The organism is Asticcacaulis sp. P2_C5 (assembly GCF_056404555.1).
Genome location: NZ_JBFUDU010000016.1, coordinates 14606 through 31403 on the forward strand (window position 1 = coordinate 14606; position 16798 = coordinate 31403).

Annotated in this window: 11 protein-coding genes; 2 read left to right on the forward strand and 9 right to left on the reverse strand. The window is 61.7% G+C overall.

Translation table 11 applies throughout. The annotated features are described in order from the left end of the window. Positions 1-135: 135 nt before the first annotated feature. Together AC1DXO_RS22850 and AC1DXO_RS22855 are read left to right on the forward strand one after the other, a co-directional pair. Positions 136-2022, forward strand: a complete 1887-nt coding sequence (locus AC1DXO_RS22850) for a sensor histidine kinase (RefSeq protein WP_476980510.1) — start codon at positions 136-138, stop codon at positions 2020-2022. Then, positions 2022-2675, forward strand: coding sequence for a response regulator (locus AC1DXO_RS22855; protein ID WP_476980511.1), 654 nt, complete (start codon positions 2022-2024; stop codon positions 2673-2675). The genes AC1DXO_RS22850 and AC1DXO_RS22855 overlap by 1 nt, the downstream gene beginning before the upstream one ends. Here AC1DXO_RS22855 and AC1DXO_RS22860 read toward each other — a convergent pair. From AC1DXO_RS22860 to AC1DXO_RS22900, 9 genes are all read right to left on the reverse strand, one after another. Beyond that, positions 2672-3049, reverse strand: coding sequence for a hypothetical protein (locus AC1DXO_RS22860; RefSeq protein ID WP_476980512.1), 378 nt, complete (start codon positions 3047-3049; stop codon positions 2672-2674). The two genes, AC1DXO_RS22855 and AC1DXO_RS22860, sit on opposite strands and share 4 nt — an antisense overlap. Before the next feature lie 366 nt (positions 3050-3415). Then, a complete protein-coding gene (locus AC1DXO_RS22865; RefSeq protein WP_476980513.1) occupies positions 3416-4924 on the reverse strand; it encodes a tryptophan halogenase family protein in 1509 nt (502 codons plus the stop codon). Next, positions 4921-6438, reverse strand: a complete 1518-nt coding sequence (locus AC1DXO_RS22870) for a tryptophan halogenase family protein (protein WP_476980514.1) — start codon at positions 6436-6438, stop codon at positions 4921-4923. The genes AC1DXO_RS22865 and AC1DXO_RS22870 overlap by 4 nt, the downstream gene beginning before the upstream one ends. A 170-nt stretch (positions 6439-6608) precedes the next feature. Further along, a complete protein-coding gene (locus AC1DXO_RS22875; protein WP_476980515.1) occupies positions 6609-9518 on the reverse strand; it encodes a TonB-dependent receptor in 2910 nt (969 codons plus the stop codon). A gap of 542 nt (positions 9519-10060) precedes the next feature. Next, positions 10061-10732, reverse strand: a complete 672-nt coding sequence (locus AC1DXO_RS22880; protein ID WP_476980516.1) for a hypothetical protein — start codon at positions 10730-10732, stop codon at positions 10061-10063. After that, positions 10732-12084: a sensor histidine kinase gene (locus AC1DXO_RS22885; protein WP_476980517.1), complete on the reverse strand. Its 1353-nt coding sequence runs from the start codon at positions 12082-12084 to the stop codon at positions 10732-10734. The genes AC1DXO_RS22880 and AC1DXO_RS22885 overlap by 1 nt, the downstream gene beginning before the upstream one ends. Before the next feature lie 40 nt (positions 12085-12124). Further along, a complete protein-coding gene (locus AC1DXO_RS22890) occupies positions 12125-12835 on the reverse strand; it encodes a response regulator transcription factor (protein ID WP_476980518.1) in 711 nt (236 codons plus the stop codon). 298 nt (positions 12836-13133) lie between these two features. Beyond that, the gene (locus AC1DXO_RS22895; protein WP_476980519.1) at positions 13134-16058 is read right to left on the reverse strand and encodes a CHAT domain-containing protein; all 2925 of its coding nucleotides are present in this window, start codon (positions 16056-16058) and stop codon (positions 13134-13136) included. 238 nt (positions 16059-16296) lie between these two features. Next, on the reverse strand, positions 16297-16767 hold the full coding sequence (locus AC1DXO_RS22900; protein ID WP_476980520.1) for a YbjN domain-containing protein: 471 nt from the start codon (positions 16765-16767) through the stop codon (positions 16297-16299). Between the last annotated feature and the right edge of the window lie 31 nt (positions 16768-16798).

Genomic DNA, 16798 nt, shown 5'->3' on the forward strand with positions numbered 1-16798 from the left:
GGGGATTGTGCGGTGCACGGTGACCTTCTTGCGCGGGGTGAAAAAAACGTAACCGAAAGACCTGTTGTCAGACCGGCCAAGTCGTAATACTCCATTGAGTTATAACGGCATTATTCAGGTTGGATTGTATCAGGCGTGATCAGTTGGCAGGACTTGCGCGCGGGTGAATGGCGGCGGTTGCGGCCGAACGCGGCCTTTATCCTCGTCCTGGCCGTGACGGTTGTTTCGGGCGCCGCCGGTGTAATCCTGGCACTCAATTACCAACCGGCTGGCAGGCTTTCCAAGGATTTCTGGACGGTTTGGTTCCTTGCCGTGAGCAGCCTGATGATGACCGGGGTGGTGTGGGCGGCGCGACCGCGCGAAATGGCCACGCAGCTTTTTGCCATAGGCGGCGTGGCCTTCATGACGTCCCTGATGGCCATCGCGATGTACGGCGCGATCGAGTCGGGCGGTGACACTGCCACGCTAGGCGTATTGGCGCACGTCAATGAAACCGCCAACCAGGTCTTCTATCTCAGCCTGATGGCCCTGTTCCTCGCCTATCCGGTGCGCCTGGCGCCGGCCGGTTGGGCGTGGGGCCTCTTCGGGTTGCTGGTGCCTTATCTTGCCGCGCGGGCGATGGGGCTGTTCGACGTGCCGGCTGCCGCCATGGGCTGGTCGCTGTTGCAGTTGCTGGTAATTGTCGCCTTGACCGGCTGGCAATGGTTGGCGACCCGCCGTCGGCCCCGTGAACGCGCGGCCCTGACCTGGCTGGCCTTGTCGGTCGCGGCCGGCGCCAGCCTGTGGGCCTGCCTGTTGCTGGTCAGCCTGGTACGCGGCGAACGCAGCGACGGTGGCGTGATCCTCCTGGTCCTGTTCTTTCCCTTCTATGCCGGCCTCGCCATGGGCGTGGCGCGGTTCTGCCTGGTCGAGTTGCAGGACTGGACCTTCCGAATCCTGTTTTTCGTCATCGCCGCCGTGTTGTTCCTGGCTATCGATGCCGCTTTGGTCACCATGGCCGGGGCAGGGCAGGGGACCGCGCTGGGGGTGACTTTGCTGCTTGTCGTCTTTGTCTACCTCCCGGCACGCGACTATGTCTGGCGGCGCATTCGCGACGGCCGCACCATGGCGCCGGCGGCCCTGTTCGACGCGGTGCTGGAAATCGCCTTCGCCCCGACGCCGTCAGCCCGGGCGATGACATGGAGAGCCCTGTTGCAACGCTTGTTTGATCCGCTGCAGATGGACACGGCCGGGCGCGATGTACCGGACGCCGTGCTCGAGGAGGACGGGCTTCGGCTAAGCCTGCCAGCGGTGGCGGACGCTCCGGCCCTGACCCTGGGTCTTGCACGACAGGGCAGGGGGTTGTTCTCGCCGTCGCAGCTGGCCCTGGCCCGGCAACTGGTGGTGTTGGTAAGAACGGCGGGCGACAGTCGCGACGCCTATGAACGCGGCGCATCGACGGCGCGGCGGCAGATGGCGCAGGACCTGCATGACGACGTCGGCGCGCGCCTCTTGTCGGGTCTGGCCCTGGCCGATGAACGTGTCGGGCCGGTTTTCGAGGGTGTCCTGGGCGATATTCGCGCGATTTCAAAAGCCATGCTGGGGCAGGCGGCGCCGCTCGATCAGATCGTCGCCGACATACGCTACGAGTGTGTGCGGCGGCTGGAGGCGGCGGGACTGGTGGCCGTGTGGACACCTTGGCCTGAGGACGCGGGGTTGGTGCTGGCAGATTATCGTCTGCAGAAGACCCTGGCCTCGTCCCTGCGCGAGGCTGTGTCCAACATCATCCGTCACGCCGGTGCGACGACGGCGATCATCGACCTTGCAATCATCGGCGAGGACCTGATGTGCCGGGTGAGCGACGACGGGGTGGGTGTGCCGCAGGCGGTGCTGGACGGCGAGGCGTCTGGGGAAGGCATGAGTGGGTTGGGGCTCACCGGACTGGCACGGCGGGCCGGCGAGATGGGCGGGCGGCTGCGTTTCGAGCCAGTCGCGGCAGGGACCTGCCTGGTCATTGTACTGCCACTTAAGGGAGGACTGTGATGGAGGGGCGGCTATGCCTGATCGTCGAGGACCAGCCGACCAACCGTGAGCGGCTGGTTGCCGTGGTGGGCGAAGCCTTCACCGCGGTCGAGGTCATCGCCGTGGCCAATCTGCGCGGGGCGAGGGCGTGGCTGGCCGAAGATCCGCGCGCACAGCAGCTGTGGCTGGCCCTGATCGACCTGGGCTTGCCCGACGGCTCGGGGATTATGTTGATCCGCGAATTGAAGACCGCCGTGCCCGAGGCCATGCTGGTCGTCGCCACCATCTATGACGATGACAGCCACCTGTTCGAAGCCCTGGCGGCGGGGGCGCAAGGCTATTTGCTGAAGCATGGCGACATGGGCGACATGACTCACTATCTCAAACGCATCGAAACCGGAGAGCCAGCCCTGACTCCATCGATCGCCCGTCGGCTGTTGCAGTATTTCCACGGGCCGGATGTGCCTGGGCGGGCGGCGGAGATCGCCCTGACCGGACGCGAGACCGAAACCCTGACCTTGCTGGCGCGCGGCCTGACGATCGCCGAGGCGGCCCAACGACTGGACCTGAAGCCGCAGACCGTGGCGGGTTACGTCAAGGTTATCTACCAGAAGCTCAATGTGTCCTCACGCGCCGAGGCGACGCGTAAGGCAGTGGATAGAGGCCTGGCTTAGTCGACGCATTTGTCGGCTTCGTCGATCAGCTTGTCGACCGCCATGTTGTTCAGTTCGTCGAGTTCTGCCTGATCAGGCTTGGGGGCGGCGTGGTAGATGGTCTCCAGCGCTTCACCGACCGAAGCGGTCGAGGTCGCGAGTTCCTCCAGTTGTGCCACCGTATCCTTGTCTTCCTGGGTCGCGTCGGAAGTCTGGGCCTCCTTCAGCATATCCACGACCTCTTTCTCTGTCTTGGCCAGGGACGTCATGGTCATGCCGACCGCCAGGCAGCGGCGGTTTTCCGCATCGCTGCGATCCCTGGCTGAAGCGGGGGCGGCTATTATGGCGGAGAGGCCGGCGACGGCGGCGATGGCGAGGAAAGTCGTTTTGAACATGACCTGAGACCCTTGTCTGGAGCACGTGCGTACAGTTTTCTGGCCGTGCTGAGTGATGTCATGGCTACATTTTTGCCATGTTTCGGACACAAATCCGAAAACGGACGCCCTCGATCGTCCTGAGATTGCGACGGTCAATTCGACATCACGGTAGTGCCAGGTGACATGACATGCACGCTCGTGCGGCACGTAAGTACCTGTTTTTCCGCGCGTCTCCGGGACCATCCCCCTTTCGTCTTTGTTGTCTGGAGGATACACCCGGCGTGCAATACGGCAACCCCCTGAACAGGGGGTTACAAGATTTGTAATAGGAATTTGTTAATTATTGTGTCGAAAACATGGCGATGGCCGCGCCAGCATACAGGCTCAGGCCATAATTTTATGCGTCTTGAGGAAGACCGAGTGCTCCATCTGCTGTGCCGCCGTTCTAGCGAAGGTATCGCGGATGAAGTCGAGTTGACGCAGGAGCTCGCCGGTGGGGACAGCTTCGGCCAGTGGATCATACGCCCTGGGCATAAGCCCCTGGCCCGTCATCACGGCCAGCCAGCTCGGCAGCTTGAACAGTTCGTGCTCATTGATAAAGACGCGACCTGTCTCTGCGAACAGAGTCATGCGGTGCTTCAGACTGTCCGAGATGTCATTGTGGCGATTATAGGCCCAGAAGGGTGTTTCTTCGCGCTCGGTTGCCTTGTAGTGCAAGACGAGAAAATCCCGGACATCTTCATAGTCAAAGCGGACCTGGGCATTGTACTCGGTCGCGAGGTCGGCGGAAAAGGTCAGGTCGGGCAGGCATTTCAGCAGCTTGGTTACGCCCTTTTGGATCAGGTGGATGCTAGTCGATTCAAGGGGCTCGAGGAAGCCAGCGGACAAACCTATCGCGACGACATTGCGGTTCCAGGCTTGAGCGCGCCGACCGGTCTTGAAACGGATAACGCGAGGTTCAGCCAGGGCAGGGCCGTCCAGATTGGCCATAAGGGTGGTGACGGCTTCCTCGTCACTGATGTGGCCGCTGGAATAGACATAGCCGTTACCTGTGCGATGCTGGAGTGGTATGCGCCATTGCCAGCCAGCGTCGCGGGCCGTCGAGCGTGTGAACGGTGCAATATCTGCATTTTCCGAGGGGACGGCCACGGCCCGGTCGCAGGGCAGGAGCGAGGTCCAGTCGACATAGCCGGTTTTCAGCGTCTCCTCGATCAGCAGCCCGCGAAAGCCGGAGCAGTCCACGAAGAAATCTCCGGAGACTGTTTGGCCGGATTGCAGGGTGACGCTCGTGACGAATCCGGATTCGGGGTGTTGCGAAACGTTCGTTATCTTGCCTTCGATCCGGGTTACGCCGCGCGCCTCGGCATAGGCGCGCAAGTAGCGGGCGTAGAGGCCCGCGTCGAAGTGGTAGGCATAGGCGACGGTCGAAAGAGGCGTTGATGGATCGCGAGCCTGTGGAGCAAAACGATTTGTACGTGCCAGCACAGCGGTTTGGCAGAAGTCATTGAGTGGCGCCGCATATCCGTTAGCCAGCGCTTTCAACCAATAATGATGGAAGTCGCAGGCGTCGAGACTTCGGCCGTAACTACCAAAAGGATGGAAATAACGATGACCGATCCGTGTCCAGTCGACAAACTCTATCCCCAGTTTGTACGTGCCTTTGGTCGCGCGCATGAATTCGCGCTCGTCAAGGTCCAGCAACTGATTAAACAGGGAAAGTGTTGGGATGCTGGCTTCGCCGACGCCGATTGTGCCGATTTCGTCGGACTCGACCACGGTAACGCGCGTCGAACGGGTTGACGGAAAACGACTGAGGAAGCGCGCCAGGCCCGCAGCAGTCATCCAGCCTGCCGTGCCGCCGCCGACGATTACGATGTCGCGCAGGTGAGTCATGCCTGTCTTTTCACGGAACCGGGTGAAGCACAATGCTGGCCGATGAAGTCCGAATGACGTGGAAGTTGCGCGACAACGCTGCCAATTTCATCGCGTCTGCGCTTCAGGACGGCACGCAGGTCATCAGCACTTAACCGGTCAGCGAGATGATCGTAGGTTTCGGAAACGACGCCATGGCCATTGAAGATGGCAATCCAGCTCGGTGTCTGGAAAGAATCACGTTCGTAGGTAATGACCCGGCCGCAATGGCGGAACAGCGCAATACGTGTTTCGAGGCTGGCCGGTAAAGGCATTTGCGCGCAATAGCGCCAAAGCTCGCCGTCGCGACTGTTCAGGCAATAGTGCATGATGATAAAGTCGCGGACGCGCTCATACTCCATAAGGACAAGGCGGTTGAATTCACTCTCTATGGCCGGCGAATGGTTTCGGCTGGGATAGAATTCAAGGAATCGCACGACCAGATTTTGGATAAAATTGATCGAGGTCGATTCCAAAGGTTCGATAAAACCGGAAGCGAGCCCGACGCAGATACAATTCTTGTTCCAGAACTTGTTACGATGGCCGGTTACAAAACGGACCAGCATCGGGTCCTTCAGGGCCGGACCGTCGAGATTGCGCATCAGCGTGTCCTGGGCCGTCTGGTCGTCGCTGAACCCACTGGAATAGACGTGGCCATTACCCGTACGATGCTGCAGGGGAATACGCCATTGCCATCCGGCCTCACGGGCTGTCGAAACGGTGTAGGGCGCAAGTGGCTCGGCGCGTTCACATGGCACAGCCCAGGCCCGATCCACCGGCAGCCAGTGGGACCAATCTGTATAGCCGGTCTTGAGCGCACCCTCTATCAGCAGGCCGCGAAAGCCGGAACAATCGATGAAGAAATCAGCTGACTCGCGTCGGCCGTCTTCGAGTAAGACGGCGTCGATGAAGCCGTCCTCCGGGCGCAGCTCCGCGCTGGCGATCCTGGCGTTAAGTCGCTTAACGCCGCGCGCCTCGGCATGGCTTCGCAGGAATCGCGCATAAAGCGACGCGTCAAAGTGAAAGGCATAATTGTAATTATGCATCGGCGAACGCGGGTCGGGGTTGGGCGGAAAGAACTTGTTGGCGGCGGCCAGCTGAGTCGGCAGGCTGTACGCTGACAGAGGTGCGTCGTCACCCATTTCACGGGCGCGCCGCCACAGGTGATAGGCATTGATGGCCTCATGGTCGGCGCCGAAATCGCCGAAACCGTGGAAATAGCGATTGCCTTCATGTCCCCAGCCGCGGAATTCGATGCCAAGTTTAAACGTGGCTTCGGTCGCACGAACGAATTCGGCTTCGTCCAGCCCGATATGGTCGTTGAAGAAGCGGATGGCCGGGACGGTGGCTTCGCCGACTCCGATAATGCCGATCTCTTCCGACTCTATGAGGAGGATTTCACAGCTTTTTGGCACGGCGACGCTCAAGGCTGCGGCCGTCATCCATCCCGCCGTGCCACCGCCGACGATAATGATTTTGCGAAGTGGCTCGAACATGCTGCCTTCCTTGGGGAGAGCGAACTTATAGCCCATTTCTCTTCAACGCCATATTTCCACTGCGAATGAAAAATACCCTTCCGGGACAAGGCCGGAAGGGGGGAGATCGAGAAGTTCACGATTGGGAGGTGCGGCCGCAGGTGCTCGAACCTGCGGCCGCTTACGCTGATTTAGTAGGTTGCGCGCAGGACCACGGCAATGCGGCGGTCTGTCGCGACCCAGGAGTAACGCGGACGAACGTTCATGTTGGTGAGCGTGCTGACCCGCAGATAGGTCTTGGCGTGGCCGAGATTTGTGGCCTGCAGACCGATCTTGTACTGCGAATTGATGGTGTAGAACGCTGAGGCGTCCCACTGACCGTACTGTTCCGACCAGACCGGGCTGTTGATATTGGCGCCCGAGGTGGTCAGGAGGAACTCATCGCGCCAGTTGTAGGCCAGGCGTGCCGAGATACCGTACTTTTCATACATGATGGCGAGGTTGTAGCTGTTCGGCGACATGCCTTCCAGCGGCAGGCCGCTGAGGTCGGCATTGACCACCTGATTGCCGTCAAACACGTTAACCAGCGGGTTGTGGCCGCCCGAGGAATCGATCTTCGTGTAGTTGGCCTGGATGCCGAAGCCGGAGAGCGGGCCGGGCAGGAAGTCGTAGAACTGTTGGTAGGCGATTTCGAAGCCGTCGACCTTGCCTTCAGACCCGTTGATGTAGCGCGTAACGTTGAAGGGCAGAGTCTTGCCGTTATTGGTAAAGTTGACGATCTCGCTGCCGCCGTAGATGTAATCCTCGATCTTCTTGTGGAAGAGATCGAAAGTCAGGCTTCCCGTAGGCGCGAAGTACCATTCGGCCGTAAGGTCAAACTGTGCCGCCTTGATCGGCTTCAGGCCAGGATTGCCGGCGACGCCCGACAGATTGACGACATAGCCGCTGGCCTGGTTATCGAGACCAATCGACAGTGTGGTGTAGGCGTTGTTCTGGTACAGCTCGGGACGAACGATCGCCTTGGAGGCCGCAAAGCGGAACTGAAGCTGGTCGTTATACTTGTACCGCAGGTTCAGGCTGGGCAGGACGTCTGTATAGGAGGCCTGGCCACCGTAGTTTTGGGCAAGCGCAGTAGAACCGAATGCGGCAGCGTCGGCGGCTAACTGACACTTGGCTGCGGTGTTGACGGCGTTGACCGTACAGGGAGGTGTATTAGCAACGACCGACGAGACGACCTTGCCGTAACCGGTAGCCTCGGTTTGCACGACGCGCAGGCCGATATTACCGTCCAGAGCACGGTCATTGGGCAGTTCGCTGCCGAATGTGGCGATGAAATAGCCCGCCGTTGTCTTTTCAACCTGGTGGTTGACGCCGGCCGAGACGTTGTCGCCGCCGGGGTTGAAGCTGTCCCAGTTACGTGACAGCGGCGACCAGCCCCAGCCCTGAGTTTCGGTACCATGCAGTACCGCGTAGGCCTTGTCCGTGCCTTGGTTGACGACCCATGGCGCTGCCATCCAGGCCGCGCCTGGGATATTGGCGTCGCCGTTGAAGAAATTATTGTAGTCGTGATAAACGGCGCCTGCGGCGCCAGGGCCATGTGCCGAGTCATCGAGGAAGGCGCGGCTCGATTCGCTACCGGCACCTTGCCAATACTGGTACGACAACAAGCCCCAGTTCCAACCCGACTGACGGGTCAAATAGTCCTTTTCGGTTTGGCGGACGCCGAACTTGAAGGTCTTTAACCACTTGCCATCGTCGAAGTCGTAGCGGCCGTCAAGCCGAACGGCGGTTTCGCCGCCCTTGTTGTCCTCGATATGGTCCATCGCCGCGGCCCAGTAATAGTCCGAGATCTTGGACGTATCGCCGGTCGTCTGGATGGTCGGAACGTCGGTGCTCAGGTCGATCTTGAACGGCAGGTCGTTCTTGTGGTGCGTATAGGCCGTCATCGACAGGATATCGGCGGTCGAACGGACGTTCTGGATGTCGAAGCTGAACGACAGCTTGTCCGTGGCCCACCACTTGGCATTGAAGGAGATGTCGGCTGTCGACTTGTGGTCCTCGCCATAACGGGTGTCGGTGTCATACAGGGCCGTCGGAATCGTGCCGCCGGTGAAGATGCCCTGGCTATCGTACTTGAAGTCGTTGCCAACGTCGTTGGCATGCACAGCCCAGTCCCAGCTGAAGATACCGTATTCGGTGTTCTTCGCGTCAACCTTGGCTTCCATGCCGGTCAGGGTGAACAGCCAGCTGTCGTTAGGCTGGTATTGGAAAGCGCCGTAGATGGCCGTACGGCTCTGGTCCCACTGAATTTCCTTGGCGCTGAGTCCGGCCGGGATATATCTGGTGTTGCTACCAACGGTCGTCGCGACGAAGCGGTCGGCATTGAGGGCGTCCGTGCGGTTGCCCACGTCGGACACCGAGTAGTTGAGCAGGACGCCGAAGCGGCCGGCAGGCGTATTGAACTGCCGCGACAGGATGGCGCTGTAGGAGTTATGCGACTTCTTTTGTAGGTCGCCATAATTGCTATCGACGGAGAAGGCGGTGATCGACTTCTTCTGGTCGAACGGCAGGCGCGTGCGCAGGTTGATGGTACCGCCTATGCCGCCTTCGGTCAGGTCGGCGGACGGGTTCTTGTAGACGTCGACGCCGGCCAGCAGGTCGGCTGAAACGTCTTCCCAGCTCAAGCCGCGGCCGTTCTTGGCGGAGAAGATGTCGCGCCCGTTGGTTTCGGAACGAACCCAGCTGAGGCCGCGGATCTGGACGGCGCCGCCTTCGGCAGCGATACGGCCCGGGTCACGGTTTTCATTGGTGCGCTGAATGGTGAGGCCCGAGATGCGTTGCAGGGCTTCAGAGACTGACCGGTCGGGCAGGGCGCCGATATCGACCGCGGTCACCGAGTCAACGATGACCTCGGCGTCACGTTTGATTTTTTGCGCGCTCTTGATCTGAGCGCGCTGGCCGGTGACGACGACCGTGGTGGCATCGTCGGCCGGGGCCGGCGCGTCCTGTGCCTGAGCTGTGGCCGCGAAGGCCATCATGCCCAGCACCAGGACGGACGTACCGCCCATCAGGACCTTAAGTCTGGTCGGTAAGGTTTTCATACTCGTTTCTTCTCCCTGAAATCTGCGCAGCTTTGCGCGATGTCGCACACGATGTTTTTGGCCAGGCGGGAGGAGATCGAAATCCCTACATATGAAATATTATTCAAATGTAAAAACGAACAAAGGTCGCAAAACCCCGTCGCCTTTTCTCGCGCGGCCGACGCGATACTCGCTGGAAGTGCGGCTTGCATAAGCGTGACACAACCCTGGGTTCGCGTTCTCTGACAACGCTATCATATTGTATGATCATGGCTATTGTGAACTGATCCCGACCCCCACAATTGCCCAGACAATAGCAGAAATGCCACAGAAGTTATTGAAAATATAAGGAATATTTTAAGTATGATAAATAATAGGAATAAAATTCCAAATATAAAAAGATTGTTACATTTAAAAAATTAAATCTGCGGGGGGATGTTACGGCGCAACTAGAGATTTCATATTTGCGAATTTTTTTTGTGAGTTTTCGCTGATAAAATGGCGTCGACGCGGGTAGCCGCGTTTTGCACAGCCATGGCCACGATCGCGGTTCGCAGATTGTGTTAGTTCAGTACCATGTAGAAGTTGACCGTCTGCGCTGTGTCATTGCGCACCTCGATCTCATTGGCCCCGGTGAAGGTCGGCACCCAGCGGCAGCCGAGATTGCGCGTCGAAGGCGCAACCGAGCACACGGATGCACCGTCGTCGTCGCGCACGGCGAGGCTAAGGGGCGCGTCGTCAACAGGAACCAGGACGATTTCGGCGCGCTGGCCGGCATTGAAGTTCTGGCGGGTGCGGAACTGACTGTTGGCCGAAACGCGGCCGGAACGATAGCCGGGCCCCAGTGTGCGGCCGCGAAACGCCACCGCGCCGTCGCTCTTGGCACCCAGTGCCTTCGCCTTGCCGGCCCATTCACGCGCCAGGTCGGGTGCGCCGTCTTCGGGCCGGGCGCCCATCAGGCTCAGTGCCCGGGCCTGGGCCAGAAGGTCGTTACCATCACCACGCGCTTCGGCGGCGAGGCCCTGTTGCAGAATGTCGGCGACGGTTCTGGCATCGCCCTGGGCCAGGGTGTCACGTTCGCGCCCGGCCATCCGTTCGCCACGGTCAGAGGCGAGTGGCGCCGTCGAAGATACGGGTGCGCAGGCGGTCGTGATCGCCACGCCAGCCAGAACGGCCCCGATAAAGGCCCCCCGAACTTCCCGAAGTCCGGTCGAATAGGTCAAGCCTCGCTTCATCAAGACTGGGTCTCCGGCGCAACGATGAACTTCGCCCCCTTGCCTATGCTTACAGTATCCGGGTGGGTGTCTTCAACCCTGACCGCCAGATTGTGCCGAGCCGCGATGGCGGCGACCAGGGCCAGGCCCAGACCGTGACCCTTGGCCGTCGATCCGGCGGCGCGCTGATAACGTTCGAAGATGCGCGTCTTGTCGGCATCGGCGACGCCGGGACCCTCGTCCTCAAGCGTCATGACCGGCCCCGGCCTGAGCGAAAAACGCAGTGTCTTGCCCGAAACGCCGTATTTCAAGGCATTGTCGAACAGGTTGACCAGCATGCGCGACAACTGCATGGCGTTGGCGCGGACGACGATGCCGTCGTCGATATGGCTTTCCAGCGTCATGCCGGCGTCTTCGGCGCTGGCCGAATAAAGGTCGCACATGCCGCGCGCCAGTTCCGACAGGTCGACCTCGGTGATGCCGCGCATATCGCCGCGTTGAGCCTGGGCCGAGGCGATGTCGAGCAGGTCGTCGAGCAGTCGCAGGGTGTGGCGGACCTGGTCCTGGGCTTGTTCGAGGCTGGCAATGGCGGCCGGGTCGTCAATGCGCGCCAGGGCGTCTTCGAGGCGCTGGTTCAGCGCGGTGAGGGGGGTGCGGACTTCGTGGGCGATATTGTCGCTGACGTCGCGCTGGGCGGCCAGCAGACGCTCGACGCGATCAAGCGTCATATTGACGTGGCCGCTCAGGGCGTCGATTTCATCGCGGTGTCGGGTGATCGGTGTGCGGGCGCGGAAATCACCCTCGTGCAGGCTGTCGAAAACACCGTTGATGGCGGTGATGCGGCCCTTGAGGTGGCGGGCGGCGAAGGCGCCGATGAAGAAGGCGAGGACCGCGATCAGCAGCACGGCCGCAATGAACAGCAGGCGGGTTTCGCCGAGTGTCTTTTCAGACAGGCCGAGCGAGCGGCCGACCATCAGGCGGACTCCGCCCTTCAACTGGGTTACCCGGGCGAGGACCCGGTCGTGACCGGCGCTGTCGACGATGCCGGCCTGCGATACGCGCGAGTCGAGTTTCGGCCACGGTGCTTCACCGATCAGAGCCTTGCCCTGGGGATCGAGCAGCAGATAGACGGGGCGCTCGAGGGTCGAGGGGGCGACGTCGAGACGTTCCTGCAACCGGCCGCGCAGGCCATCCAGGCCTTCGGCGTGATAGGCGTCGGCCAGGCCGGCTATGTCGGTATCGATCGTCGCCTGGAGGGCGGCGCGGGATTGATGCACCAGACCGCCATAGACCAGGGCAAAGACCGCCGCGCAGACCAGTACCGTGGCCAGGGCCACGCGCACGGCAACGTTCATCGCGACAGAATTTGGCATCACGACGGATCTTGAGCCTGAGGGGCTGGTGGGGGGTACGCTAGACAAGGGGGAACTCTTTTACTGTGGGTGGGCAGATCAGCCGGAAGCCCGCGCCGCGGACGGTTTCCAGGCAGGGGTGGTCGAAGCCGTCTTCCAGGCGGTGGCGCAGGCGGCTCATATTGACGTCGATGACGTTGGTCTGGGGGTCGAAGCTGAGGTTCCACACGTCTTTCAGCAGCATCTCACGCGTGACGACGTCGCCGGCGTGTTCCATCAGCAGCTTGAGGATCTCGAATTCCTTGGGCGACAGCGCCAGATGCTGGCCCTGGCGGTGCGCGGTGCGCGACTTCACATGCAGTTCGATATCGCCGTACAGCATGACGGCGCTGTGGACCTGATTGCGTGAGCGGCGCAGCAGGGCGCGGACGCGGGCGGTCAGTTCGTGGTCCTCGAATGGCTTACCGAGATAGTCGTCGGCGCCGCCTTCCAACCCCTCCGAACGATTTTCCGACCGCGACAGAGCCGACAGCATAAGGACCGGGGTCTCGATGCCGGCGCCGCGCAGGCGAGCCAGTATGGTCATGCCGTCGAGGTCCGGCAGCATGCGATCCAGCACGATCAGGTCGTAGGGCGTCTGGCCGGCCTGGGCCAGACCCTTCTGGCCGTCGGCCACCCAGGTCACGACAAAGCCCTCCTTTTGCAGCACGGACATAATGATGTCGGCGTTGCTGGCTTCGTCCTCGATCAGCAGGATGGATGTGTCGGTCATGGTTGTCCCGTGTACGTTGTCTCACTCGTAACAGAATGTCCGAGTCCAGCACAATTTACAAAGGCTGTGAGGATTGGGAAAGCGACGTAGGATCCAGGTATTTGGATACGTCAAAAAGTAGAAAGGGGGTTCCCACAGATTAGCACAGATTTTCACAGATTTTTCAGTGTGTTATCGGCTCAGTCATGAGCCGGTTTTTAAAATGGCGCTTCGCGCCCTAACAGGTTGGCATCAGCCGAATGTTATTTTTAACGCATTGAAAAATCTGTGAAAATCTTTCTAATCTGTGGGAAGATACTTACCTTACGACGAGCGAGAAAGGCGCCCAGATAGCCGGGTTGGCGCTGCCCTGGACGGACGAATCGTCGAGCAGGTCGAGCATTGCTCGGCGCAGGGACTGGGCCTGGGAGGCGCCTTTGGCATTGCGCCGGACCGTGTCGACAGCTAGCCGGTCTGCGACGTCGTCGCGCACCGGCCACAGCGACACCAGCAGGCTGTCGGCGCCCGCCTGCATGAAGGCGTGGGCCAGGCCGGAATAGCCGGCGGCTCCGGCTTCACGGCCTGAACCCGTATTGCACGCCGATAGTATGACCCAGCGCGCCTTCAGGCGCAGGCCGGCGACATCCGAGGCGGTCAGCAGGCCATCATCGTCGGCACTGGCCTGCGCCGGCGGCGTCAGGACCAGGGCCGGCTCGCGCAAGGTTTGCAGATTGCCGCTGATCAGGCCGTGGGTGGCGAAGGCAATGACGCTGTAGCGCGACAGGTCGGTCGTCTTGATGCGGGCTTCGGTCGCATCCGCGCCGGTGATGACCTGACTGCCGGGCAAGGCCAGGGCGCTATCCATACGCTGAAGTTCGCCCTCGGCATGGGGCAGGCTGGGCATCTGGCGCAGGGCCTCGGCATCGCCACCGCGATAGACAGCGTCCGGATCGAAGCCCATGAAGCCGTTATCGGGTGGACCCAGCATCGGCGCGCCAACGCCCAGGAAACCCGAACTCTCAGCGAGTCTGGTCGTACGAGCGATAAAGGCCGGTTTGACGGACAGGGCGTAGCTGCGGATCAGCCAGGCGCTGTTACGCAAGGCCTGGGAGTCCATATCGGAGCCTTGCGGTGCTTCGGTCAGCAGCAGCGCAAACGGGAGTGTCATGATCGGGCCGGAACCCAGGATTTCCAGCTCTTTCGACGGACCCAGGGTGCGGCGGATATGCGGCGTGAATATAGCCTGTCCCAGCAGCCAGGCGGGGGCGCGGGCAAAGGCGGCGTGGTCGTTGCCGGCGGTGCGCAGGGCCGTGTCGACTGAGCCGCGCAGGGTCGTGACCGCTGTAAGGGCCTGGGCCCGGCCAAGTGGACTTGACGCCCAGTTCAGACCGTACGGGGTCAGGGTCAGGGTGATCAGGCGGTCATCGCTGAGCAACGGCATGACGACGGCCTGGGATCGGCCCAGGGTGGCCCGGGCGGCATCGACCGACAATGGCCGCGGATGGCTGAGGCGGCCGAAGTCGGGATAGACGGCATTGAGTTCGCCGGCCAGGCTGGCCAGGGCGACGTCGAGGGTCTGGATTTCGCTCTCCAGCCGCTTGACCTCGGCATCCGACTTGCCGCGCGCATAGGTGCGTTCGCGATCAAGGCGCAGACGCGTGACCTGGGTATCCTGAAGCCGGCGCGCCAGTTCGGCGGCCCTGGGATCAGAAATGGCCGAGCGGGCCGCCATGGCCAGTGATGTCGTGGACACTTCGCTGACGGCTGCCATCTGGGCGGCGGCAAAGGCGGAATCGGGATGGCCGGCCTCGAGCGCCAGGTCGGCGAAGCGGACGAAGCTGAGCTGATAGGCGGCGATGAGGTCGGTCTGCTCGGCGCGGACGATCGTATAGCTGTCAAGGTGGACGCGCATGGCGGCCTCCACGGCCTGACCGGCCGTAAAGGCCTCATCATGGCGCCCGAGCCGTGACAGGACTAGGGCCTGCAGCATGGCAGCGCGCACCCGGTCCGGCGCGTAGTCGGGCATTTCGCGTTCGTAATAGGCCATGGCCTGGCTGACATTGGCCAGGGCGTCGTCATAGTGGTGATCCAGCAAAAGCGCTTCGGCCAGGCGCGTATTGAGCCGGGCGCGGGTTGTGGCGCCCGTATCGCCGGTCGCCGCGATGGCGGTCAGGCCTGCCGTCAGCTGGGATTGCGCTTCGCTCAGCTTGCCGTCGTCAAGCGCGATCTGACCCAGCTCCAGCCGGATTAGCCCAGGCAGGTCGGGATTGGCGCCCATATTGACCCCGGCCAGATCGTCGAGCGCGGCGTCGAGCAGGGCTGCGGCTTCGGGGGCGTGGCCTTCGCGGTGCAGGACCTGGGCCAGGCGGTAGGTGAAGCCGGCGGTGTCGAGACTCTGCTTGCCACGATATTGCCGTGCCAGGTCCAGGCCTTCGCGCAGGACGGTCTCGGCCTCGGCGTAGCGGCCCATGTCCATCAGGGTGGCGCCCAGGGTGTTGAGGCCGAACATCAGGGCCGGATGGCCGGCCGGCAGCTTGTCGCGCGCAATGGCGACCGCCGAGCGGCTGGTGTCGAGCGCGCCGTCGAGATCGCCGGCCAGACGTAGGGCGCCGGCATAGTTGGTGAGTTGCATGGCGTAGACGCGGACCAGATTGTCCTTGCCGGCCAGGCGGGGCAGGGCGTCGCGATAGGCGGTGATGGCGGTGTCCAATCGACCTTGCGCGAACAACGAAAAGGCCAGCTGAACCTTGACGGTCGCGACCATGTCGCCGCCCGGGCCTTCGACCTGTTCATAGAGGGCCAGGGCCTCGGTCTTGGTGGCGTAGGCGCCGGGGGTGTCGCCCAGAAGGTCCTGAAACGCCGCCTGGGCCAGCAACAGGTCGCCCATCTTGCTGCTGACCGCGAAACCGGCGCGCGCATAGGCGTCCTGGGCGGCCATGATGACCGTGATGGCTTCCTGGCCGCGCTGCGCACGCGCCAGGCTATAGGCATAGATGGTGGCCAGATCGGCGGCGAGGCCGGGATCGAGCTGTTTTGCCATGGCGGCTTCGTCGGTCAGGGCCTTGAGCTCTTCGAGGCTGGGGCGCGCGCCGGCAGACTGATAGCGGTCGACGGCATTCTGGATGCGATCGCCGAGTGGAGCAGCGGCTTTGGGTGTCGAAGCGGCGGCCTGGGGCCGGCTGAGCGCTGGTGACGCGGCCATAACCAGCAGGCCCAGGGCCGCCGCCATCACCATCCTGCCCATGAACCGCTCCCTGTTTTATGCGGATCAAAATAACCGCATTATTTTCAATAGCAAAGGCAAAATAAAACCCTCCGGCGGTTGGAACGCCGGAGGGTTCGAGGGCACTGAAATGCGATGCGGATGCCATGATCAGCTGTTATTCCAAGCGACAATGATCGTAGCTCATTGTCGCTTGGCAAGGGCGACCGCCCGCCGCGCACGTTTGCGCGAGCCATGCGGCGCTTGAGCTGAAAAAGACTTAACCGAGGAACTGGACGCCTTGGACCATCACAGCGATGAAGCGCTGGGCCGAGTTCTGGATGGCGGTCGAATTGGCGCCCTTTTCGACGTCGACATCATATTCGAGGTGGATGGTCTTGTCGGTCGCATAGGCGCGGGCGAAGCGGTGGCTCTTGTTCCATTCCGGAATTTTAGAAGTGTCACCGGAAAATGCGACATGATACTGGATCGACGTGCAGCGGCCGTCCTTGCAGCCGTAGAAGAAGATCTTGTAGTCGATGCTGGTTTCGCCGACCTTGAAGGCGGCGTCGACCAACGGATCGCCGGCCGAGTCCTTGCCGACGCTGGCGGTCTGGTCGATGCCCTTGAGGTCGGCAGCGACTTCGGCGCCGGTCACGCCGCCATCGGGATAATCCTTGGCGATCAGCGGCGAAGCAAAAGCGAGGCTGCCGGCAACGGCAACCATAAGGGCGGTTTTGAAAGCTTTCATTGTGGAACTCCCCGTAAGTACGGGCGGCTGT